Origin of the sequence: Pseudomonas sp. DCB_AW, assembly GCF_026240895.1 — a bacterium.
Lineage (GTDB): Bacteria > Pseudomonadota > Gammaproteobacteria > Pseudomonadales > Pseudomonadaceae > Aquipseudomonas > Aquipseudomonas kermanshahensis.
In genome coordinates this window covers 1-19,113 of the sequence record NZ_JAPFCE010000053.1, presented here as the reverse complement: position 1 = coordinate 19,113, position 19,113 = coordinate 1, and the positions used below count along the sequence as shown (strand labels likewise).

Sequence of the window (19,113 nt, the reverse complement as noted above, 5' to 3'; positions counted from 1 at the left end):
GCTATACATCGAGTGGTGGGTGATGACGGGATCGAACCGCCGACCCTCTGCTTGTAAGGCAGATGCTCTCCCGGCTGAGCTAATCACCCTTTCGTCTCGGTGTGGCGCGCATTCTACGGATGAGCCCCCACCCTGGCAAGCACTTTTTTCGACTTTTTTAAAAATTTTTTCGAAGCCTTTCAAAGACCTAGCAACGCTGGGCTTTTCTTCCTTTATATAAGGGTGCTGGCCCTCTGACAGGGTTGGACGGGAACCACCGCTCGGAGAATAATGCCCGCCTTATGCATTAAGGAGAGATTGCCCCTCATGTGGTTCAAGAACCTGCTGACCTACCGCCTGACCCAGGATGTTCCATTCGAAGCCGAAGCACTGGAAACCGCCCTGGCCAGCAAGCCGGCCCGTCCCTGCGCCAGCCAGGAGCTGACCACCTATGGCTTCGTCGCGCCATTCGGCAAGGGCGAAGACGCTCCCCTGGTGCACGTCAGCGGCGAGTTCCTGCTGATCGCCGCGCGCAAGGAAGAACGTATCCTCCCAAGCAGCGTTGTGAATGACGCCGTCAAGGAGAAGGTCGAAGAGATCGAGACCGAGCAGATGCGCAAGGTCTATAAAAAGGAACGCGACCAGATCAAGGACGAGATCATCCAGGCCTTCCTGCCGCGCGCCTTCATTCGTCGCTCAATGATCTTCGCCGCCATCGCCCCGCGCCTGGGCGTGATCCTGGTCAACTCGGCCAGCGCCAAGCGTGCCGAAGACCTGCTGTCGACCCTGCGTGAAGTGATGGGCTCGCTGCCGGTACGCCCCGCTACCGTGAAGATCGCGCCAGCGGCCACCATGACCGACTGGGTCAAGTCGCAGCAAGCGGCCGAAGGCTTCTATGTACTGGACGAGTGCGAGCTGCGCGACACCGCCGAAGACGGTGGCATCGTGCGCTGCAAGCGCCAGGACCTGACCAGCGAAGAAATCCAGCTGCACCTGAGCACCGGCAAGGTGGTCACCCAGCTGGCCATGGCCTGGCAGGACAAACTGTCGTTCGTGCTCGACGACAAGATGGTCATCAAGCGCCTGAAGTTCGAGGAGCTGCTGCAAGAGCAGGCCGAACAGGATGGCGGTGATGAGGCCCAGCAGCAGTTCGATGCCAGCTTCCTGCTGATGATGATGACCTTTACCGAATTCCTCCCGGTGCTGTTCGAGGCCTTGGGTGGGGAGGAGATTCCGCAAGGGGTCTAACCTTCATGATTTGCCGGTGCTGGCCTGATCGTTAATCATTGACCAGTACCGGCCCTTTCGCGGGCGAGCCCGCTGCCACAGGTGCTTGCTCACCCAGTGGCAGCGGGCTTGCCCGCGTAAGGGCCCTGGAAACTCACCTCTTTATATAAGTACAAGGACTTTCCCATGCGCGCCCTCGCCGCCCTCAGCCGCTTCGTCGGCAACACCTTCGCCCTCTGGGTGTTGGTGTTCGCCGTGCTGGCCTTCCTGCAACCGCAGTGGTTCATCGCCTTGAAAGTGGCCATCGTGCCGCTGCTGGGGCTGGTGATGTTCGGCATGGGCCTGACCCTCAAGCTCGACGACTTCGCTGCCCTCGCCCGCCAACCCTGGCGCGTGATGCTGGGGGTGGTGGCGCATTTCGTGATCATGCCGGGTATGGCCTGGCTGCTCTGCCAGCTGTTCCACTTGCCCGCCGAGATCGCCGTCGGGGTGATTCTGGTCGGCTGCTGCCCAAGCGGCACCGCCTCGAACGTGATGGTCTGGCTGTCCAAGGGCGACCTGGCGCTGGCGGTGGCGATCGCTGCGGTCACCACCTTGCTCGCCCCGCTGCTGACCCCAGCGCTGATCTGGTTCCTGGCCTCGGCCTGGCTGCCGGTCTCGTTCATGGACATGTTCTGGTCGATCCTGCAGCTGGTCATGCTGCCGATCGTGCTCGGCGTGCTGGCCCAGCGCCTGCTGGGCGCTCGGGTGCAGGCCGCCGTGCAGGTGTTGCCGCTGGTGTCGGTGGTGAGCATCGTCATGATCGTCTGCGCGGTGGTGGCGGCCAGCCAGGCTAAGATCGCCGAGTCGGGGCTGCTGATCATGGCGGTGGTGATGCTGCACAACAGCTTTGGCTATTTGCTGGGGTACCTGACCGGCAAGCTGTGCAAGTTGCCGCTGGCCCAACGCAAATCGCTGGCGCTGGAGGTGGGCATGCAGAACTCCGGGCTGGGGGCGGCACTGGCGGCGGCGCACTTCTCGCCATTGGCCGCGGTGCCGAGTGCGTTGTTCAGCGTTTGGCACAATATTTCCGGGGCGTTGCTGTCGACCTGGTTCCGGCGCCTGGAAGCGCCTTCGTCAGCCGTTGAGAATGGCGAGCCAGCCAGGGATTGATGCTGCCTGGCCTGGCCTCTTCGCGGGCAAGCCCGCTCCCACAGGTACTCCACATTCCTTGAGAGCTGTGGAGTACTTGTGGGACCTGAAGAGGCCGGCACAGGCTTGCCCGGCATTCAGAAAATGTGCACCCTATTGCCCACTGTGAGGACGACCTCACGACGCACCGCGTGACCATTCCGGGGACGGCCCCATCCTTCACAACGATGGAGACACAGCATGTCCTGGATCATTCTTTTCTTCGCCGGCCTGTTCGAGGTCGGCTGGGCCGTCGGCCTGAAATACACCGACGGTTTCAGCAAGCCAATCCCCACCGTACTCACCGTCGGCGCCATGGTCATCAGCCTCGGCCTGCTGGGCCTGGCCATGAAGGAGCTGCCGCTGGGCACCGCCTATGCCATCTGGACCGGCGTCGGCGCTGTGGGCACGGTAATCGCCGGGATCATCCTGTTTGGCGAATCCATGGCCTTGGTGCGGCTGGTCAGTGTGGCGCTGATCGTCTGTGGCCTGATCGGCCTGAAAGTCAGCGCCAGCTGACCCGCGCGCGCTAACGCAGGTCGCCGCGCAAGCGGCTGACCTGCTCACGCAACGCATCCGGCTGCGCCGCCTCCACCGGGATGGCGGTGCCAGCCACGATGGTCACCCGCGACCACAAGCGCTTGAAAAACCCCTTGCCCGGGTCTCGGCTGAAGAAGCTGCCCCACAGCCCCTGCAACGCCAAGGGAATCACCGGCACCGGGGTTTCGCTGAGAATGCGGTTGACCCCGCCTTTGAACACATCGATCTCGCCATCACCGGTCAACTTGCCCTCTGGGAAGATACACACCAACTCACCCGCCGCCAGGTACTCGGCGATACGCGCGAAGGCACGTTCGTAAATGGCCTCGTCCTCACTGCGCCCGGCAATCGGGATGGCACCTGCGGTGCGGAACACGAAGTTGAGCACCGGCAGGTTGTAGATCTTGTAGTACATGACAAAGCGGATCGGCCGGCGGATCGCACCGCCGAGCAGCAACGCGTCAACGAACGAAACGTGATTGCACACCAGCAGTGCCGCCCCTTCATCAGGGATGCGCTCCAGGTCGCGGTGCTCCACGCGGTACATCGAGTGGCTGAGCAGCCAGATCAGGAAGCGCATGGTGAACTCGGGCACGATCCTGAAGATGTAGGCGTTGACCGCGATGTTGAGCAACGACACCACCAGGAACAACTGCGGGATGGTCAGTTCGGCCAGGCCCAGCAGGACGATGGTGAGGATTGCCGAAACCACCATGAACAACGCATTGAGGATGTTGTTGGCGGCGATCACCCGGGCCCGCTGATCTTCGGCCGTGCGCGCCTGGATCAAGGCATACAGCGGCACGATATAAAAGCCGCCGAACACCCCGAGCCCGACGATCGACACCAGGATCCACCAGGCCTGGCTCATGCCCAGCAGCGCCAGCCAGTCGTGCGGCAGCGCCGCCGCCGGCACATCGCCGGAATGCCACCACCAGAGCAGGCCGAACAGGGTCAGGCCGAACGAGCCGAACGGCACCAGGCCGATTTCCACCTTGCGCCCGCTCAGCCGCTCGCACAGCAGCGAGCCGAGGGCGATGCCCACCGAGAACAGGGTCAGCACCAGGGTCACTACAGTGCCGTCGCCATGCAGCCAGTCCTTGGCGTACGCCGGGATCTGGGTCAGGTAGATGGCGCCGACGAACCAGAACCACGAGTTGCCCACGATCGAGCGCGACACCGCAGGCGTCTGCCCCAGGCCCATGCGCAGGATCGCCCAGGACTGCGTGAAGATGTTCCAGTCCAGGCGCATCTGCGGCGACACCGCGGCGGCGCGCGGGATCCAGCGGCTGGCCAGGTAGCCCAGCACAGCAGTGCCCACCACGCCCCCGGCCACCACCGTGGCATAGCTGGCCGACGACATCATCACCCCGGCGCCGATGGTGCCGGCGAGGATCGCCAGAAAGGTGCCCATTTCGACCAGGCCGTTACCACCCACCAGCTCTTCTTCACGCAGGGCCTGGGGCAAAATCGAATACTTCACCGGCCCGAACAGCGCCGAATGGGTACCCATGCCGAACAACGCCACCAGCATCAACGCAAGGTGATTGGTGATAAAGCCCAAGGCACCGATAGCCATGATGCCGATCTCGGCCAGCTTGATCGCACGGATCAGCGCATCCTTGGCGAACTTCTCGCCAAACTGCCCACCCAGCGCCGAAAACAGGAAGAACGGCAGGATGAACAGCAATGCGCAGAGGTTGACCCAGATCGAACGGTCACCGTCCCCCAGGCTGAGCTTGAACAGGATCGCCAGGATCAGCGATTGCTTGAACAGGTTGTCGTTGAACGCACCCAGCGACTGGGTGATGAAGAACGGCAGGAAGCGCCGCTTGCCGAGCAAGGTGAATTGCGAGGTGTGACTCATCGTCCTTGTTCCTGAATTGGGCCACCGACGGCTGTTGTTCTATCTAGAGCCCGAATGAAAGGCGTTGGCGTCTAGGCCAGACGAACTCCATTGCAGCGCAGTATGGGCGACTGCGGACAGTTATCGTACAGAACCTGGGATGCGTGCAAAGCATTGGAAGCCACATTACCACTGTCAACTGACAGTTCTGTCAGTAGCCGCTCAACCACGCGCCTGCCACCCTGAGGCCATCTGAGCTAAGAGAACGCCAAGGATGGAGTGCGGTGCATTCAAGCAACTTGCCCGGCGCAGCACGTCGCTGCTTGCCTTGGGGCTGACCTTGCTGCTTCATGCAGCCAATGTCTCTGCTACGGGCGGCTCGCCCTCCATGGGGAAGGAACAGTTCCTTACGGCCCTGCTGGAGCAGATGAGCCTGCCCGAAAAGGTCGGCCAGCTGCGCATGAATTATGCCCTAGCCACCCCACCCTCCCAGGATGCGCTCGCTACCGTGGCCAAGGGCGCAGTAGGCGCACTGTTCACCGAGCCGGGGGTTACCCGCGAGCAGCTGCGTGCTTATCAAGATGCGGCCGTGCAGCGTGGCCGCCTGGGCATACCGGTGTTCTTCGCAGGCGATGTGGTACACGGCCACCGCACAGTATTTCCGATCGGCCTGGGCCAAGCGTCGAGCTGGGACTTGCAGGCCATCGGCACCGCTGCTCGGATCGCGGCCATTGAAGCCAGCGCCGATGGCCTGGACATGACATTTGCACCCATGGTCGATTTAAGCCGCGACCCTCGCTGGGGCAGGATGTCTGAAGGTTTCGGTGAAGATCCGTACCTGGTCTCGCGTATCGCCGAGAGGGTGACACAGCAGTTGCAAGGCCCGACGCTTGGCGCGGCTGACAGCATCATGGCCTGCGTAAAGCATTTCGCTGCCTACGGCGCAGTCGAAGGTGGACGCGACTACAACACAACCAACGTCAGCACACATCAGCTGTTTCAGGATTACCTGCCCCCTTATCAGGCAGCCCTGGAGGCGGGTGCGGGCGCAGTAATGACGGCGTTGACCACACTCAATGGTGTGCCCGCCACAGCCAATCGATGGCTGCTGCGAGACATCCTGCGCCAGCAATGGCGCTATCGGGGGCTGGTGATCAGTGATCACAGCGCCGTGCAAGATCTGGTCGCGCACGGGACTGCCGCCGGTGCCGAAGATGCCGCCCAGGCCGCTTTGGTCGCGGGCACTCAGATGAGCATGAATGATCGTTATTTCGAGCAAGCGCTGGCGCAGCTTATCGAACAGGGCGCAGTTCCTGTCAGCCTGCTCGACGAGGCCGTACACCAAGTCCTGGCCACCAAATATGACCTGGGGCTATTCCACGACCCCTATCGCAGGTTGGGCCACGCCCAGCACGGCACGCAGCCTTCACACGACCCAAAGCCGCTTCATCGCGCTCAAGCCAGGGAGGTGGCCCGACGCTCTCTGGTCCTGTTGAAAAATCAGAATGGGCTGTTGCCGCTCGTCAAACGGGGTACCGTCGCGGTGATAGGGCCCCTGGCCGACAACCCGGTCGATATCCTTGGCAGTTGGCACGCCAGCGGCCAACCTGGCCAGGCTATCAGCCTTTACCAAGGGCTCAAGGCGGCGGTCGGTGACGATGCCAAGCTGCTGTACGCAGTGGGAGCCAACATCAGCGATAAGCGCGATGACTTTCTACTGCTCGCCGACAAAACGGCGAACTTCGACCCGCGTCCACCCCTGGCCTTGCTTGCCGAAGCGGTAGCCATCGCCCAGCAGGCCGACGTCATCGTGGTGGCGTTGGGCGAAGCGCGGGGCATGTCCCATGAGGGCGCCAGCAAAACCGACCTGAACCTGCCCACTCAACAACGTGAATTGCTGCGAGCGCTGAAACGTACGGGCAAACCTTTGGTGCTGGTATTGATGAATGGCCGACCGCTGACGATCGTAGAGGAGAGCCAATGGGCAGACGCCGTGCTGGAGACGTGGTTCAGCGGTACGGAAGGCGGCAACGCCATTGCCGATGTGCTGTTCGGTGACTACAACCCTTCCGGGAAGCTGCCTGTCACCTTCCCGCGCAGCGTCGGCCAGATCCCGCTGTACTACGCACAGTTGAATACCGGGCGCCCCTTCGACCCGCAGCAGCCTTCTACCTATCGATCACATTACTTCGATACCGATAACACACCGCTCTATCCTTTTGGATACGGCCTGAGCTATACCCACTTCAGCCTCTCACCGCTGACCCTGTCCACCCATCGCCTGCGACCTGGGCGCTTTATACAGGTAAGCGTGACACTCAAGAACGAAGGGCAACGCACGGGCGAAACGACCGTGCAACTGTACCTTCGCGATCGCGTCGCCTCCGTGAGCCGTCCGCTCAAAGAGCTCAAGGGCTTCCAGAAGGTGCTGTTGGAGCCCGGGGAGTCACGCCAGCTTGTCTTCGACATCGATACCTCGATGCTCGCCTTCTACAACCAGCACCTGCAGCGGGTGACAGAGCCAGGTACATTCGATGTGATGATCGGGCTGGACTCGCAAGATTTACAGAAGGCCGCCTTCGAACTCGATGGCACCCCACCCTGATCCTCACTGCAGCGGCTCTTCGCGCCGCTGAACGACCTGCCGACTGGAAACGCGCGAGACAAACCCTCACTGCCCACCTATCCTTGGCCTCTTGCCCAGTGACAAGGACGTGGCAATGCTCGCCGCCCTCAAGCGCTACCCACCCGCCGTACGCCTGCTGCTCACCACCACCTTCACCCTGACCCTGGCGCGCGCCCTGACGCTGCCATACCTGGTGGTGTACCTGGCCGATAACTTCCAACTGCCGGTCAGCCAGATCGGCCTGCTGATCGGCGGCGCGCTGATCATCGCCTCGCTGCTCAGCCTGTACGGCGGCCACCTGGTGGACACCGTGCGCAACCATACCGTGGTGATCGCCAGCACCTTGGTGTTTGCGCTGGCCTTCATCGGCGCCATCGCCAGCCGCTCGGCCGCGCTGTTCTTCCTGTGCCTGGTACTGATCAACCTCGCCCTGGCGGTGGTCGACATCGCGGCCAAGGCATGCTTTTGTGCGCTGCTGCCAGTGGACGAACGGGCCGAGGTGTTCGCCATCAAATACACCTTGAGCAACGTCGGCTATGCCGCAGGCCCCTTGCTGGGCGTCGCGATGCTGGAGCTGGATGACCACCTGCCCTTCATCGCCTCCGCCTTGCTTGGCCTGGGGATGGGCCTGGCCTACCAGCGCCTGGGGGACCGCAGCCTGCAGGGCGATGCCCCGGCGCAATCGGCTGCAGGGTTCGCGCAAGTCGCGCTGGGCTTGGCGCGTGACCGGCGGCTGGTGTGCTTCACCTTGGGCGGGGTGCTCAGCGCGGTAGTGTTCGGCCAGTTCACGGCCTATTTGTCGCAGTACCTGGTGGTGACCACCACCCCAAGCGAGGCGGCGCGCCTGGTCGGCTACCTGGTGACCACCAACGCGATCACGGTGATTGCCCTGCAATACCTGATCGGCCGGCGTATCAGCCGCCAGCGCCTGATGCCTTGGCTACTGGCCGGGATGGGCTTGTTCATCGCCGGGCTGCTGGGGTTTTCATGGGCAAGCACGGTGCCGATGTGGTGCCTGGCGATGCTGGTGTTCACCCTGGGGGAAATCATCGTGATACCCGCCGAGTACATGTTCATTGACCTGATCGCCCCAGAGCACCTGCGCGGGGTGTATTACGGTGCACAGAACCTGTCCAACCTGGGCGCGGCGCTGGGGCCGGTGATGGTCGGGTTTGCCCTCGGGCACTGGTGGCCGGGGGCGATCTTCTACCTGCTGGTGTTGTCGGTGATACTGGCGGGGGTGTTTTACTGGCGGGGTACCCGCAGGTATTGATGTTGCCTGTACCGGCCTCTTCGCGGGTAAACCCGCTCCCACAGGAACACCACCGGCTTGAGCGCTGCGCAGTACCTGTGGGAGCGGGTTTACCCGCGAAGAGGCCAGTACAGGTGTAGGCCGACCCCTGCGACGACTCGCCACTGCGACCATCGTCGGCGCTGACGAACCTGCGCCTGCGTGCCAGACTGATTGATCGGGACCGCGTTACCTTTTTTGCTCCGGAGTTTTCATGTCGTTGTCCAGTGGGCTGATCGCCGTGGTCGCCCTGGCCTATATGGCCATCATGTTCGCCATCGCCTTTTACGGCGACCGACGCAGCACACCGTTGCCGCCGAAGCTGCGTGCCTGGGTGTACAGCCTGTCGCTGGCCGTGTACTGCACCAGCTGGACCTTCTTCGGTGCCGTCGGCCAGGCTGCCGAACAGCTCTGGGCGTTCCTGCCGATTTACCTGGGCCCGGTACTGCTGCTGATTTTCGCACCTTGGGTGCTGCAGAAGATGGTGCTGATCAGCAAGCAGCAGAACATCACCTCGATCGCCGACTTCATCGCCGCACGCTACGGCAAATCGCAGACCCTGGCCGTGGTAGTGGCGCTGATCTGCCTGGTCGGCGTGCTGCCCTACATCGCCTTGCAGCTCAAAGGCATCGTGCTGGGCGTCAACCTGCTGATCGGCGCCAACGCCGACGCCACCGGCACCCGCGTGCAGGACACCGCGCTGGTGGTATCGCTGGTGCTGGCACTGTTCGCCATCGTCTTCGGCACGCGCAGCCTGGACGTGACCGAGCACCACCGCGGCATGGTCCTGGCGATTGCCTTCGAGTCGTTGATCAAGCTGTTGGCGTTCCTGGCCGTGGGCATCTTCGTGGTGTTCAACCTGTACAACGGCTTTGACGACCTGTTCAGCCAGGCGCGCCAGTCGATCCAGCTGGAAAGCTACTGGCAGGAGACCATCAACTGGCCGTCGATGGTGGTGCAAACCGCGGTGGCCATGATGGCGATCATCTGCCTGCCACGGCAGTTCCATGTCACCGTGGTGGAGAACATCGAACCGCAGGACATGCGCCTGGCCCGCTGGGTGTTCCCGATGTACCTGGTGCTGGCTGCGCTGTTCGTGGTGCCAATCGCCCTGGCCGGGCAGATGCTGCTGCCGGGCACGGTGATGTCCGACTCGTTCGTCATCAGCCTGCCCCTGGCCGAAGCCCACCCGAGCCTGGCCCTGCTGGCCTTCATCGGTGGCGCCTCGGCGGCCACTGGCATGGTCATCGTCGAAGCCGTGGCGCTGTCGACCATGGTCTCCAACGACATGCTGCTGCCCTGGCTGCTGCGCCGCAACAATGCCGAGCGCCCGTTCGAAGCGTTCCGCCACTGGATGCTCTCGGTACGCCGGGTGACCATCGTGGTGATCCTGCTGCTGGCCTATGTCAGCTATCGCCTGCTCGGTTCGACCGCGAGCCTGGCGACCATCGGCCAGATCGCCTTCGCCGCCGTGACCCAGCTCACCCCGGCCATGCTCGGCGCGTTGTACTGGAAGCAAGCCAACCGGCGCGGCGTGTTCGCCGGCCTCGCCGCCGGCATCTTCCTGTGGTTCTACACCCTGGTGCTGCCGATTGCCGCCCATAGCGTGGGTTGGTCGCTTGAGCTGTTCCCGGGCCTGGCGTGGCTGCATGGCAACCCGCTGAACCTGCCGATCAGCCCACTGACCCAAGGCGTGGTGCTGTCGCTGGCGGGTAACTTCACCTTGTTTGCCTGGGTGTCGGTGCTGTCGCGCACGCGAGTGTCAGAGCACTGGCAGGCTGGCCGCTTCATCGGCCAGCAGACCAGCGCCCGCCCTAGCAGCAAACCGCTGCTGGCGGTGCAGATCGATGACCTGCTGACCCTGGCCTCGCGCTTCGTCGGCGAAGAACGTGCGCGGCAGAGCTTCATCCGCTTCGCCTACCGCCAAGGCAAAGGCTTCAACCCCAACCAGAACGCCGACGGCGACTGGATCGAGCACACCGAGCGCTTGCTCGCCGGGGTGCTCGGCACCTCGTCGACCCGAGCCGTGGTCAAGGCCGCCATCGAAGGCCGCGACATGCAGCTTGAAGACGTGGTGCGTATCGCCGACGAAGCCAGCGAAGTGCTGCAGTTCAACCGCGCGCTGCTACAAGGGGCTATCGAGAACATCAACCAGGGCATCAGCGTGGTCGACCAGAACCTGCACCTGGTGGCCTGGAACCGCCGCTACCTGGAGCTGTTCAACTACCCCGACGGGCTGATCAGCGTTGGCCGGCCGATTGCCGACATCATCCGCTACAACGCCGAGCGCGGCCTGTGCGGCCCGGGCGAGGCGCAGGTTCACGTGGCGCGGCGCCTGCACTGGATGCGCCAAGGCCGCGCGCATTCCTCCGAACGGCTGTTCCCCAACGGCCGGGTCATCGAGCTGATCGGCAACCCGATGCCCGGTGGCGGCTTTGTCATGAGCTTCACCGACATCACCCCGTTCCGCGAAGCCGAACAGGCGCTGCGCGATGCCAACGAGGGCCTGGAGCAGCGGGTGGCGGAGCGTACCCATGAGCTGTCGCAGCTCAACCAGGCATTGTCCGAAGCCAAGAGCCAGGCCGAGGCGGTGAGCAAGTCCAAGACCCGCTTCCTGGCCGCGGTCAGCCACGACCTGATGCAACCGCTGAACGCCGCGCGGCTGTTCTCCGCCGCCCTCTCGCAACAGGCCGAGGGCATGAACGAGGAGGCCCAGCAACTGGTGCAGCACATGGACAGCTCGCTGCGCTCGGCCGAAGAGCTGATCAGCGACCTGCTGGACATCTCGCGCCTGGAGAACAACAAGATCACCCCGGACGCCAAGCCGTTCGCCCTCAACGAGCTGTTCGACACCCTGGGCGCCGAGTTCAAGGTACTGGCCGCCGAGAAAGGGCTGGAGTTCCGCCTGCGCGGCAGCCGCCTGCGGGTCGACAGCGACATGAAGTTGCTGCGCCGCGTGCTGCAGAACTTCCTGACCAACGCCCTGCGCTATGGCAAAAGCCCGATTCTGCTGGGCGCTCGCCGCCAGGGCGAACGCCTGTGGCTGGAAGTGTGGGACCGCGGCCCGGGGATCGCCGACAACAAGCTGCAAGAGATTTTCCAGGAGTTCAAACGCCTGGACAGCCACCAGACCCGCGCCGAAAAAGGCCTGGGCCTGGGCCTGGCCATCGCCGACGGCCTGTGCCGGGTACTGGGCCATAGCCTGGAAGTGCGCTCATGGCCCGGCAAGGGCACGGTGTTCCGCGTCAGCGTCCCGATCGCCCGCCAGGCGGCGCCCGCGCCCAGCGCGCCGGTGGAGCAGACGGGCCAACCGCTGGCCGGGCTGCAGGTGCTGTGCATCGACAATGAAGACAGCATCCTGATTGGCATGAACAGCCTGCTCAGCCGTTGGGGCTGCCAGGTCTGGACCGCCCGCAACCGCGCCGAATGCGAGGCCTTGCTGGCCAACGGTATGCGCCCACACTTGGCGCTGGTGGACTACCACCTGGACGACGGCGAAACCGGCACCGAGCTGATGGGCTGGCTACGCGCCCGGCTGGGCGAGCCGGTGCCTGGGGTGGTGATCAGCGCCGACGGCAGCAAAGAGACCATCGCCCTGGTGCATGCCTCAGGCCTGGACTACCTGGCCAAGCCGGTCAAGCCGGCAGCCTTGCGCGCCCTGCTCAATCGGCATCTGAGCCTGGTTCAGTAACCGCTTCGTCCGGCAGGGCTTCATCGGACAGCGCCCGCTCCAGCAAGTCTGCCGGCAGGCTCTTGCTGGCACGGGCACCCAAGAGCTTGAGCTGCTCGCTGCGGCTGACCAGGTTGCCACGCCCTTCGCACAGTTTGTTGCGCGCTGCGGCGTAGGCCTTGTCCACCTGCTGCAAGCGGTTGCCTAGCTCGTCCAGGTCTTGGATGAACAGCACGAACTTGTCATACAGCCAGCCGGCGCGCTCGGCGATCTCGCGGGCGTTCTGGCCTTGGCGTTCCTGCTTCCACAAGCTGTCGATCACCCTCAGGGTGGCCAGCAGTGTGGTCGGGCTGACAATCACGATGTGCCGGTCGAAGGCTTCCTGGAACAGGTTGGGCTCGGCCTGCAAGGCCGCCGAAAAAGCGGCCTCGATGGGCACGAACAGCAGGACGAAATCCAGGCTGTGCAGGCCTTCTAAGCGGTTGTAGTCCTTGCTCGACAGGCCTTTGACGTGGCTGCGCAACGACTGCACATGCTGCTTGAGCGCAGCCTCGTCATTGCTGCCAACAAACTGCTGGTAAGCCGTGAGGCTGACCTTGGCGTCGACCACGACCTGCTTGTCGCCGGGCAACATGATCAGTACATCGGGCTGGAAACGCTCGCCATCGGCGCTCTTCAGGCTGACCTGGGTCTGGTATTCGCGGCCCTTCTCCAGGCCCGCGTGCTCCAGTACCCGCTCCAGGATCATCTCGCCCCAGTTGCCTTGGGTTTTCTGGCCCTTGAGGGCCTGGGTGAGGTTGGTAGCTTCGTCGGACAGGCGCTGGTTGAGCTGCTGCAAGCGCTCCAGTTCCTTGCCCAGGGAGAAACGCTCGCGTGACTCCTGCTGGTAGCTTTCCTCGACGCGCTTCTCAAAGGCCTGGATGCGGTCCTTGAGCGGGTCGAGCAGTTGGCCCAGGTGCTGCTGGCTGGTCTGGGCAAAGCGTTGCTCGCGCTCGTCGAAGATTTTCGTGGCCAGGTCGGAGAACTGGGCGCGCAAGGTGTCGCGGGCCTCTTGCAGGTCTTCCAGGCGTTGTTGATGGTTTTCCTGCTGCTCGCGCAGCTCCGCCTCCAGGCGTGCGCCTTGGGCTTCCAGGCGGCGCAACTCGGCTTCACGGTTGGCGCGTTCGAGGCTCCAGGCGTGGGCGGCATCGCGGGCATTGTCGCGGTCGATCTGCAGCAACTCCAGCTCACGGCCCTGGGCTGCCAGCTGGGCTTGCTTGACGGTGTTGGCTTCGCTGAGGTCGCTGACTTCGTCGCGGCTGGCGTCCAGTTGCGCCTGCAACCCGGCCAGGGACAACTGGGCAGCGTTAAGGCGCTCTTCGAGCAGGGCCTGTTCACCCTGTCGGGCGCCCTGGCGACGCTGCACCTGCATGACCCACACCAGGCAGGGCAACGCACCTGCCACCAAGCCCAGCAGAATGCTGGCCAGATCCACTGTCATGGTTACCCCGATCGAACATGATGAATGCTGCGCAGCTTATCAGCCTGGGAACTGGCCTTGCGCCTTTTCACGCGTCACCATCAACCGGAAAACCACTGCCCCAGCAGCCGCCGCGCTTCCTGCGAGCCCTGCGCAGCGGCCAGCTCCAGCCAGTAGCGGGCCTGGTCCGGCTCGCTGGCCTGGCACAGCCGGGCATATTCCAGCTGTGCGCGGCGATCACCGGCGCGGGCAGCCTGGCGCAGCAGCTCGTGGCCGATACGCCGGTCCCGGGCATTGCCGCAATCACGGCACAGCATCTGCCCCAGCCGGCTCTGGGCCACCACCACGCCCTGGCGCGCTGGCTGTTTCAGCAAGCGGCCTGCCAAGTGCTTGACCTGAGGCTTGTCACCCAGGCGCGGGCTGTCGAGCAACCACAGGGCCACTTTCAGGGAGAAGCGTTTGGGTGGAGGCACTGACGAAGCGTCAGCAGGGTTGGCGAGGTGTTTACCGCGAAACTTCATGAGCAACAGGCAAGGTGACTCGAAAGGCGCGCCACTCTACTCCATTTTTCCTGGCATGGCCTGTCGATTTCTGGAGGATTGAAAAAAAATTTCGATGATCTTTTCTTGACGTTTTCGAGTGGATGACCAACCGGTCTAGCGGCGCCCGAAGATTGTCCGACAGTTCCTTGGGTTGCTGGCACACCCGTCCTAGAGCAAGCGCTTTGGACAATCCACAGTTCCTGTGGATAACTCGGTGGACAACCCCCTTCGGTGGCCCTTAAACCCCCGTGAAATGGGGCCTCCAGTCAAACTGACGATTTTTTCACCAGCTAAAATTAGTGTTTTTTTTCATTGACTTAACTCACCAGTCAAGGCATTGGCGACGCTGTAGAGGGCTGTTGCGGGTGTGTTACAGCGTGCGCGCCAAATGTGAACAACTGCCCCTCACGCCTTCATTTGGGTGCACAAAAACAGCACATCCTCGGTAATGACAGCCCTTTGCCCCCCTTCCCAGCCCGCGAAAGAAGCGCCATACTGCTCGGCTAGCCTGGGCAGGTGCACAAACACTTGCCAAAGCATTTTATCTGCGGTAAGGTGCGCCTCGTTAGTACCAAGCTGAAAGTCAATTCTGGCCAGAAGCGTCCTTGCAACGCTGCTCTCCCAAAAGCAGGCATTGCTGAAACCAGGACCGGCCACACTCGATGATTCCCTCGCCAGCCAAACGCTGCCCAAGCACGAATCACCTTGCAGATTGATCAGGATTCCACCCCGACGGCCTAGAACCTTGGCCCCGGCGTGCTGCCTGCCCTCTTAAGTACCTACCAGTCAGCCCAAGCGCCCACATTTGATTGCGCTCTCTCTGGCTGCTTTGTTCCAGTCAGGTTCGTTTCGTCCCTTAATAAAGGCGTCACTGGAACGTTTCTATCATGCACGGATCATACCCTCCGTGTTTAAAGCAGGAACCTCCAATAATATGCAAACTCATCCACACATTCAGGCTGCCATTGGCACCCTTTCCCAGGCCTTCTCGCCGTTGAAGTGCCTTATCGTTGCCCCTCGCAAGGGCAGCTTCAGCTTTACCCTGGTGGACGAACACGGCGTCGCCTGCCACACCGAACGCCTGTACCCTGAACAGTACAGCCGCAAGGAACCCCTGCAGGCAGTGATCGCCCGGACCCGTCAGTCGCTCACCGCGTGAGCGGCGAATACGGCGGCATTCGGGCGCTGAATCATTGCCCAGGTAGCCTGCCTGATCGTTCTTGGCGTAATTGCCCCATGGCATATAGCCTCGAACGTCAGGCAGCAATCGATTTAAAAACAGCTCTTTACACCACGATTATCACACTACACTTCAACTCGAGCGGTGCTAACCGCTTCCGGCGGGCCTGATCATTCACCAGCTGCCAAGCTCCAGCGCCCGTCCGGCCCTTACTTGCTCGAGGGCATCATGGGTATCGCGGCGAATGAATTGTGTCTGTATGTGATCCGACCCACCCTGGTCTACCTGGACCGCCACTGCCCTAGCGCCGAAGCATTGCTACTGGGCATCGCCGCCAGCCAGTCAGCCCTCGGCTCAGCCTTGCACGACCGGCGTGGCCACGGCCTCTACCGCATCGGCGAAACCCGTCACCAGGCGCTCTGGGACGAGTATCTCGCCCGCGACCCTGACCTCGCCAGCCTGGTCCGCGGCCTCGCCAGCCAACACGCCTTTCTTGGCGGCCCCCACCTGGAACTCACGGTAAACCTTCGCTATTCCACCGCCATCGCCTGGATGCTGGTCGAGGCGCAAGCCACGCCCCTGCCTGCTGCTGACGACTTGCTGGGCCTGGCGCGAATCTGGCGCCAGGTTTTCCACCCTCAGGGTCGCCTGCGCGACTTCACCCACGCCTGGCATACCTGCATAGATCAGAGATTGCCTCAGGCATCTTAGGAAACGCCCTACAGCTTTACCGGAAAAAATGGAATTTTGGTCGGATTGTCCTACAAAACCGCTCTATCTCCTGTGATTGAGGCTATAGCGCGGCGGGCAATTTGTTGGTAGCTTTTCGCCCCGGAGATCCCAAGGAGTTTCTAATAATGAAAAAAGTAATGCTCAAAACCTCCCTCGGCGTAGCCGTTGCGCTTGCTTCCAGCCAACTGCTCGCCAGCGGCTTTGCCCTGAACGAACAGAGCATCAGCAGCATGGGGACAGGTTTCGCGGGACGTTCTTCTTCTGCCGAAGATGCCAGCACCGTGTTTGGCAACCCAGCCGGCATGTCCCGCCTCAAGCGCGAACAGATCACCGTGGGCGGCGCCGCCGTCATCGCCAAGTCCGATATCTCGGGCCCTGGCAGCAACCTCGGGGGGGAAACCGATGGTGACATGGTGCCTCTGGTTGGTGTACCGATGGGCTACTACGTCAAGCCGATCGATGATCACTGGAGCGTCGGTTTCGGCGTCTACGTGCCCTTCGGCCTGGTGACCGACTACGGCAGCGACGATGCTGCTCGCTACTGGGGCAAAAAGAGCCACGTCGAAGTGGTGACCTTCCAGCCAACCGTCAGCTACGCCTTCAACGACAAGGTTTCGATCGGTTTCGGTCCAACCATCAACCGCATCAAGGGTGAACTGGGCTCCAGCCTGATCAACCCATTCAGCCCTGGCCGCAACGACGGCGAAGTGAAGATCAAGGGCGATGACACCGCCGTGGGCTACAACATCGGTATCCTGGTACAGGCCACCGACAGCACCCGCGTCGGCCTGACCTACCACTCGATGGTCGACTACAAGCTCGAAGGCAAGACCCGCGTCAGCACCCCGCTGATCGGGCCGTTCAACGGCAACAAGTTCGATGCCACCCTGAAGATCAAGACGCCTGAGTCTGTCGATCTTTCGGTCACCCACGAACTCGACGACCAGTGGACCCTGTACGCAGGCAGCACCTGGACCCGTTGGAGCCGCCTGGAAGACATCACCGTGCAGAACGATGTGCCGGCACCGCTGGCAGGTTCGGCGTTCCAGACCATCACCGAAGAGCAGAACTGGCACGACACCTGGGCACACGCCATTGGCGCGTCGTACAAGGTCAACAAGGAGTGGGTACTGCGTACCGGCTTCACAGTCGACCAGTCGCCAACCAACAACCACGACCGTTCACCGCGCATCCCGACTGGCGATCGCAAGGTGTTCAGCCTGGGTGCCGGTTGGAGCCCAAGCGAAGACATGACCATCGACGTGGCGTATTCCTACCTGTGGGAAGAGGACACCAAGGTCAACCAGGTCAGCGCGACCAAAGGCAGCTACCAGGCCAAGTACGAAAACAGCGCTCACGGCGTCGGTGCATCCCTCACCTACCGCTTCTGAGTCGCACCCGCAGTATGGAAAACCGCCCTCGTGGCGGTTTTTTCATGCCTGGATCTTCCAGCTGTCACCCAGGCATTCATGCAGGTAGTCCATGAATGCGCGCACCTTCGCGGTCATGGCAAAACGATCGGCCAGGCACAGGTAGATATCCATCGGCTCGGTCTGGGCATAGGCCTGGCCGTTGTCGCTGTATTCGAACACAGGCACCAGCGCGCCGGACGCCAGGTAAGGCCGCACGATGAACTCAGCCAGCCGCGTGATGCCGCCATCGTGCAGGGCCATCTGCGTCAGGGCGTCGATATCGTCACTGATCAGCACAGTGCCGAAATCCGCTTCAAAACGCAGCCCGTCGCGCATGAAGCCCCACCGCAGGAAGCGGCCGTCGACCGGGTAGCGGAACACCAGGCAGCGGTGCTCGCGCAACGCCTCTGGCGTGGCAGGCACGCCGGCGCTTGCCAGGTAACCGGGAGAGGCGCAGCAGATGAACGGAATACGGGCAATGTGCCTCGCCAGCAGGTGGTCCTCCAGCTGCGGGGCGATGCGCAGGCTGACATCGACGTCCTCGCGTGCATGGTTGACCCGTCGATCAGTCGTTACCAACTCTATCGAAAGCTGGGGGTAACGGGCACTGAATGCCGGGATCAAGGGCGCCAGCACATGGCGACCGAAGGCCGAGGTCGAGGCAATGCATAGGCGGCCTTGGGGCTCGCTGTCGGGGGTTGTGACGGCCAGTTCGGCCTGGGCAAGGTCTCGGTCCACCTGCCTGACCCGCTCGTAGTAAAGCGTGCCGGCGGGGGTCAAAGCCATGCTGCGCGTGGTGCGGGTGAGCAAGCGCACCTGCAGATGCGCTTCAAGGCGTGCGAGGTTCTGGCTCACCGCCGCCGGGCTGAGCCCCAGGCTGCGCGCCCCGGCAGCAATACTGCCGGCCTCGACCACCTTGATGAAGCTGCGGATGGCATTGAGCAAGTCCATGTCGAGCCCTTGGGATTCGTAAAAATCTCTTTATAAAGAACTCAATGACGATGGTCTACAGCCCTGCCACCGACGATTGCTAACCTGCGCCTCCACTCAACTTTCTGGAGTTCGCATGAGCAACCTGTCCCCTACGCGCAGCCGGCGCAAATTGCGCCCCAGTGCCACACCGTACGTGTTCGCCTTCTACATGTCGTCGATCATGGCGTTATTGATGTGCTTCGTGATCACTGCGGCCAACGCCGGGGTGAACCCGCAGTATCTGAGCAATGTATTGAAGGCCTACCAACTGGCCATGCCGGTGGCGTTCCTCTGCGTGCTGATGGTCAGGCCGGTGGTGCTACGGCTGGTGGCGATTACCGTTCACCCCCATTAACGCCCCCCTCATTGAATCACCACATCCTTTGTAGGAGCAGCCTTGTGCTGCGAAGAGGCTGGTACAGGTAACTGACATAGTCGCTACCTGCACCGGCCTCTTCGCAGCACAA

Annotated in this window: 14 protein-coding genes and 1 tRNA gene; 10 read left to right on the top strand and 5 right to left on the bottom strand. The window is 62.5% G+C overall.

Translation table 11 applies throughout. The features are described 5' to 3' along the window. Window positions 1-13: 13 nt before the first annotated feature. Window positions 14-89: transfer RNA gene (locus OO306_RS21730), tRNA-Val, on the bottom strand. Window positions 90-306: 217 nt separating this feature from the next. Here OO306_RS21730 and rdgC point away from each other — a divergent pair. The 3 genes from rdgC (at window position 307) to sugE (ending at window position 2,895) form a co-directional block, all read left to right on the top strand. Further along, a complete protein-coding gene (rdgC, locus tag OO306_RS21725; protein ID WP_265969887.1) occupies window positions 307-1,227 on the top strand; it encodes a recombination-associated protein RdgC in 921 nt (306 codons plus the stop codon). Between the two features lie 165 nt (window positions 1,228-1,392). Further along, window positions 1,393-2,358, top strand: a complete 966-nt coding sequence (locus tag OO306_RS21720; protein ID WP_027595888.1) for a bile acid:sodium symporter family protein — start codon at window positions 1,393-1,395, stop codon at window positions 2,356-2,358. A gap of 219 nt (window positions 2,359-2,577) precedes the next feature. After that, the gene (gene sugE / locus OO306_RS21715; RefSeq protein WP_019470182.1) at window positions 2,578-2,895 is read left to right on the top strand and encodes a quaternary ammonium compound efflux SMR transporter SugE; all 318 of its coding nucleotides are present in this window, start codon (window positions 2,578-2,580) and stop codon (window positions 2,893-2,895) included. 10 nt (window positions 2,896-2,905) lie between these two features. On the opposite strand, the gene OO306_RS21710 is transcribed toward sugE, so the two are convergent. Then, window positions 2,906-4,783 (bottom strand): 1-acyl-sn-glycerol-3-phosphate acyltransferase, encoded by a 1,878-nt coding sequence (locus OO306_RS21710; RefSeq protein ID WP_265969886.1) that lies wholly within the window; start codon window positions 4,781-4,783, stop codon window positions 2,906-2,908. 253 nt (window positions 4,784-5,036) lie between these two features. Between OO306_RS21710 and bglX the strand changes: the two genes are divergently transcribed. From bglX to OO306_RS21695, 3 genes are all read left to right on the top strand, one after another. Continuing rightward, on the top strand, window positions 5,037-7,367 hold the full coding sequence (gene bglX, locus OO306_RS21705; RefSeq protein WP_265969885.1) for a beta-glucosidase BglX: 2,331 nt from the start codon (window positions 5,037-5,039) through the stop codon (window positions 7,365-7,367). A 115-nt stretch (window positions 7,368-7,482) separates the two neighbouring features. Next, complete coding sequence (locus OO306_RS21700; protein ID WP_265969884.1) at window positions 7,483-8,661, top strand: MFS transporter; 1,179 nt, start codon at window positions 7,483-7,485, stop codon at window positions 8,659-8,661. 232 nt (window positions 8,662-8,893) lie between these two features. Then, the gene (locus OO306_RS21695; RefSeq protein ID WP_265969883.1) at window positions 8,894-12,370 is read left to right on the top strand and encodes a hybrid sensor histidine kinase/response regulator; all 3,477 of its coding nucleotides are present in this window, start codon (window positions 8,894-8,896) and stop codon (window positions 12,368-12,370) included. On the opposite strand, the gene rmuC is transcribed toward OO306_RS21695, so the two are convergent. After that, window positions 12,342-13,715, bottom strand: coding sequence for a DNA recombination protein RmuC (gene rmuC, locus OO306_RS21690; RefSeq protein WP_172960404.1), 1,374 nt, complete (start codon window positions 13,713-13,715; stop codon window positions 12,342-12,344). The genes OO306_RS21695 and rmuC overlap by 29 nt on opposite strands. 194 nt (window positions 13,716-13,909) lie before the next feature. Further along, the gene (locus OO306_RS21685; RefSeq protein WP_252826983.1) at window positions 13,910-14,329 is read right to left on the bottom strand and encodes a tetratricopeptide repeat protein; all 420 of its coding nucleotides are present in this window, start codon (window positions 14,327-14,329) and stop codon (window positions 13,910-13,912) included. Between the two features lie 955 nt (window positions 14,330-15,284). Here OO306_RS21685 and OO306_RS21680 point away from each other — a divergent pair. From OO306_RS21680 to OO306_RS21670, 3 genes are all read left to right on the top strand, one after another. Continuing rightward, complete coding sequence (locus OO306_RS21680) at window positions 15,285-15,509, top strand: hypothetical protein (protein ID WP_027595881.1); 225 nt, start codon at window positions 15,285-15,287, stop codon at window positions 15,507-15,509. Window positions 15,510-15,758: 249 nt separating this feature from the next. Then, window positions 15,759-16,241 (top strand): hypothetical protein, encoded by a 483-nt coding sequence (locus OO306_RS21675; RefSeq protein WP_027595880.1) that lies wholly within the window; start codon window positions 15,759-15,761, stop codon window positions 16,239-16,241. 146 nt (window positions 16,242-16,387) lie between these two features. Beyond that, window positions 16,388-17,653, top strand: coding sequence for an OmpP1/FadL family transporter (locus OO306_RS21670; protein WP_265969882.1), 1,266 nt, complete (start codon window positions 16,388-16,390; stop codon window positions 17,651-17,653). Window positions 17,654-17,695: 42 nt separating this feature from the next. Here the strand turns inward: OO306_RS21670 and OO306_RS21665 are convergent, their stop codons facing one another. Next, on the bottom strand, window positions 17,696-18,625 hold the full coding sequence (locus OO306_RS21665) for a LysR family transcriptional regulator (RefSeq protein ID WP_252826981.1): 930 nt from the start codon (window positions 18,623-18,625) through the stop codon (window positions 17,696-17,698). A gap of 115 nt (window positions 18,626-18,740) precedes the next feature. Here OO306_RS21665 and OO306_RS21660 point away from each other — a divergent pair, with 115 nt between their 5' ends. Beyond that, entirely contained in the window at window positions 18,741-19,001 is a 261-nt protein-coding gene (locus OO306_RS21660) for a DUF2798 domain-containing protein (protein WP_027595877.1), read from the top strand. Window positions 19,002-19,113 lie beyond the last annotated feature (112 nt).

Coding starts and splice junctions, on each gene's coding strand:
- OO306_RS21695 (WP_265969883.1), top strand. CDS start 8,894: ATGTCGTTGTCCAGTGGGCTGATCGCCGTGGTCGCCCTGGCCTATATG.
- OO306_RS21670 (WP_265969882.1), top strand. CDS start 16,388: ATGAAAAAAGTAATGCTCAAAACCTCCCTCGGCGTAGCCGTTGCGCTT.
- OO306_RS21675 (WP_027595880.1), top strand. CDS start 15,759: ATGGGTATCGCGGCGAATGAATTGTGTCTGTATGTGATCCGACCCACC.
- OO306_RS21720 (WP_027595888.1), top strand. CDS start 1,393: ATGCGCGCCCTCGCCGCCCTCAGCCGCTTCGTCGGCAACACCTTCGCC.
- OO306_RS21665 (WP_252826981.1), bottom strand. CDS start 18,625: ATGGACTTGCTCAATGCCATCCGCAGCTTCATCAAGGTGGTCGAGGCC.
- OO306_RS21680 (WP_027595881.1), top strand. CDS start 15,285: ATGCAAACTCATCCACACATTCAGGCTGCCATTGGCACCCTTTCCCAG.
- bglX (WP_265969885.1), top strand. CDS start 5,037: ATGGAGTGCGGTGCATTCAAGCAACTTGCCCGGCGCAGCACGTCGCTG.
- OO306_RS21660 (WP_027595877.1), top strand. CDS start 18,741: ATGAGCAACCTGTCCCCTACGCGCAGCCGGCGCAAATTGCGCCCCAGT.
- OO306_RS21710 (WP_265969886.1), bottom strand. CDS start 4,783: ATGAGTCACACCTCGCAATTCACCTTGCTCGGCAAGCGGCGCTTCCTG.
- OO306_RS21685 (WP_252826983.1), bottom strand. CDS start 14,329: ATGAAGTTTCGCGGTAAACACCTCGCCAACCCTGCTGACGCTTCGTCA.
- OO306_RS21700 (WP_265969884.1), top strand. CDS start 7,483: ATGCTCGCCGCCCTCAAGCGCTACCCACCCGCCGTACGCCTGCTGCTC.
- sugE (WP_019470182.1), top strand. CDS start 2,578: ATGTCCTGGATCATTCTTTTCTTCGCCGGCCTGTTCGAGGTCGGCTGG.
- rdgC (WP_265969887.1), top strand. CDS start 307: ATGTGGTTCAAGAACCTGCTGACCTACCGCCTGACCCAGGATGTTCCA.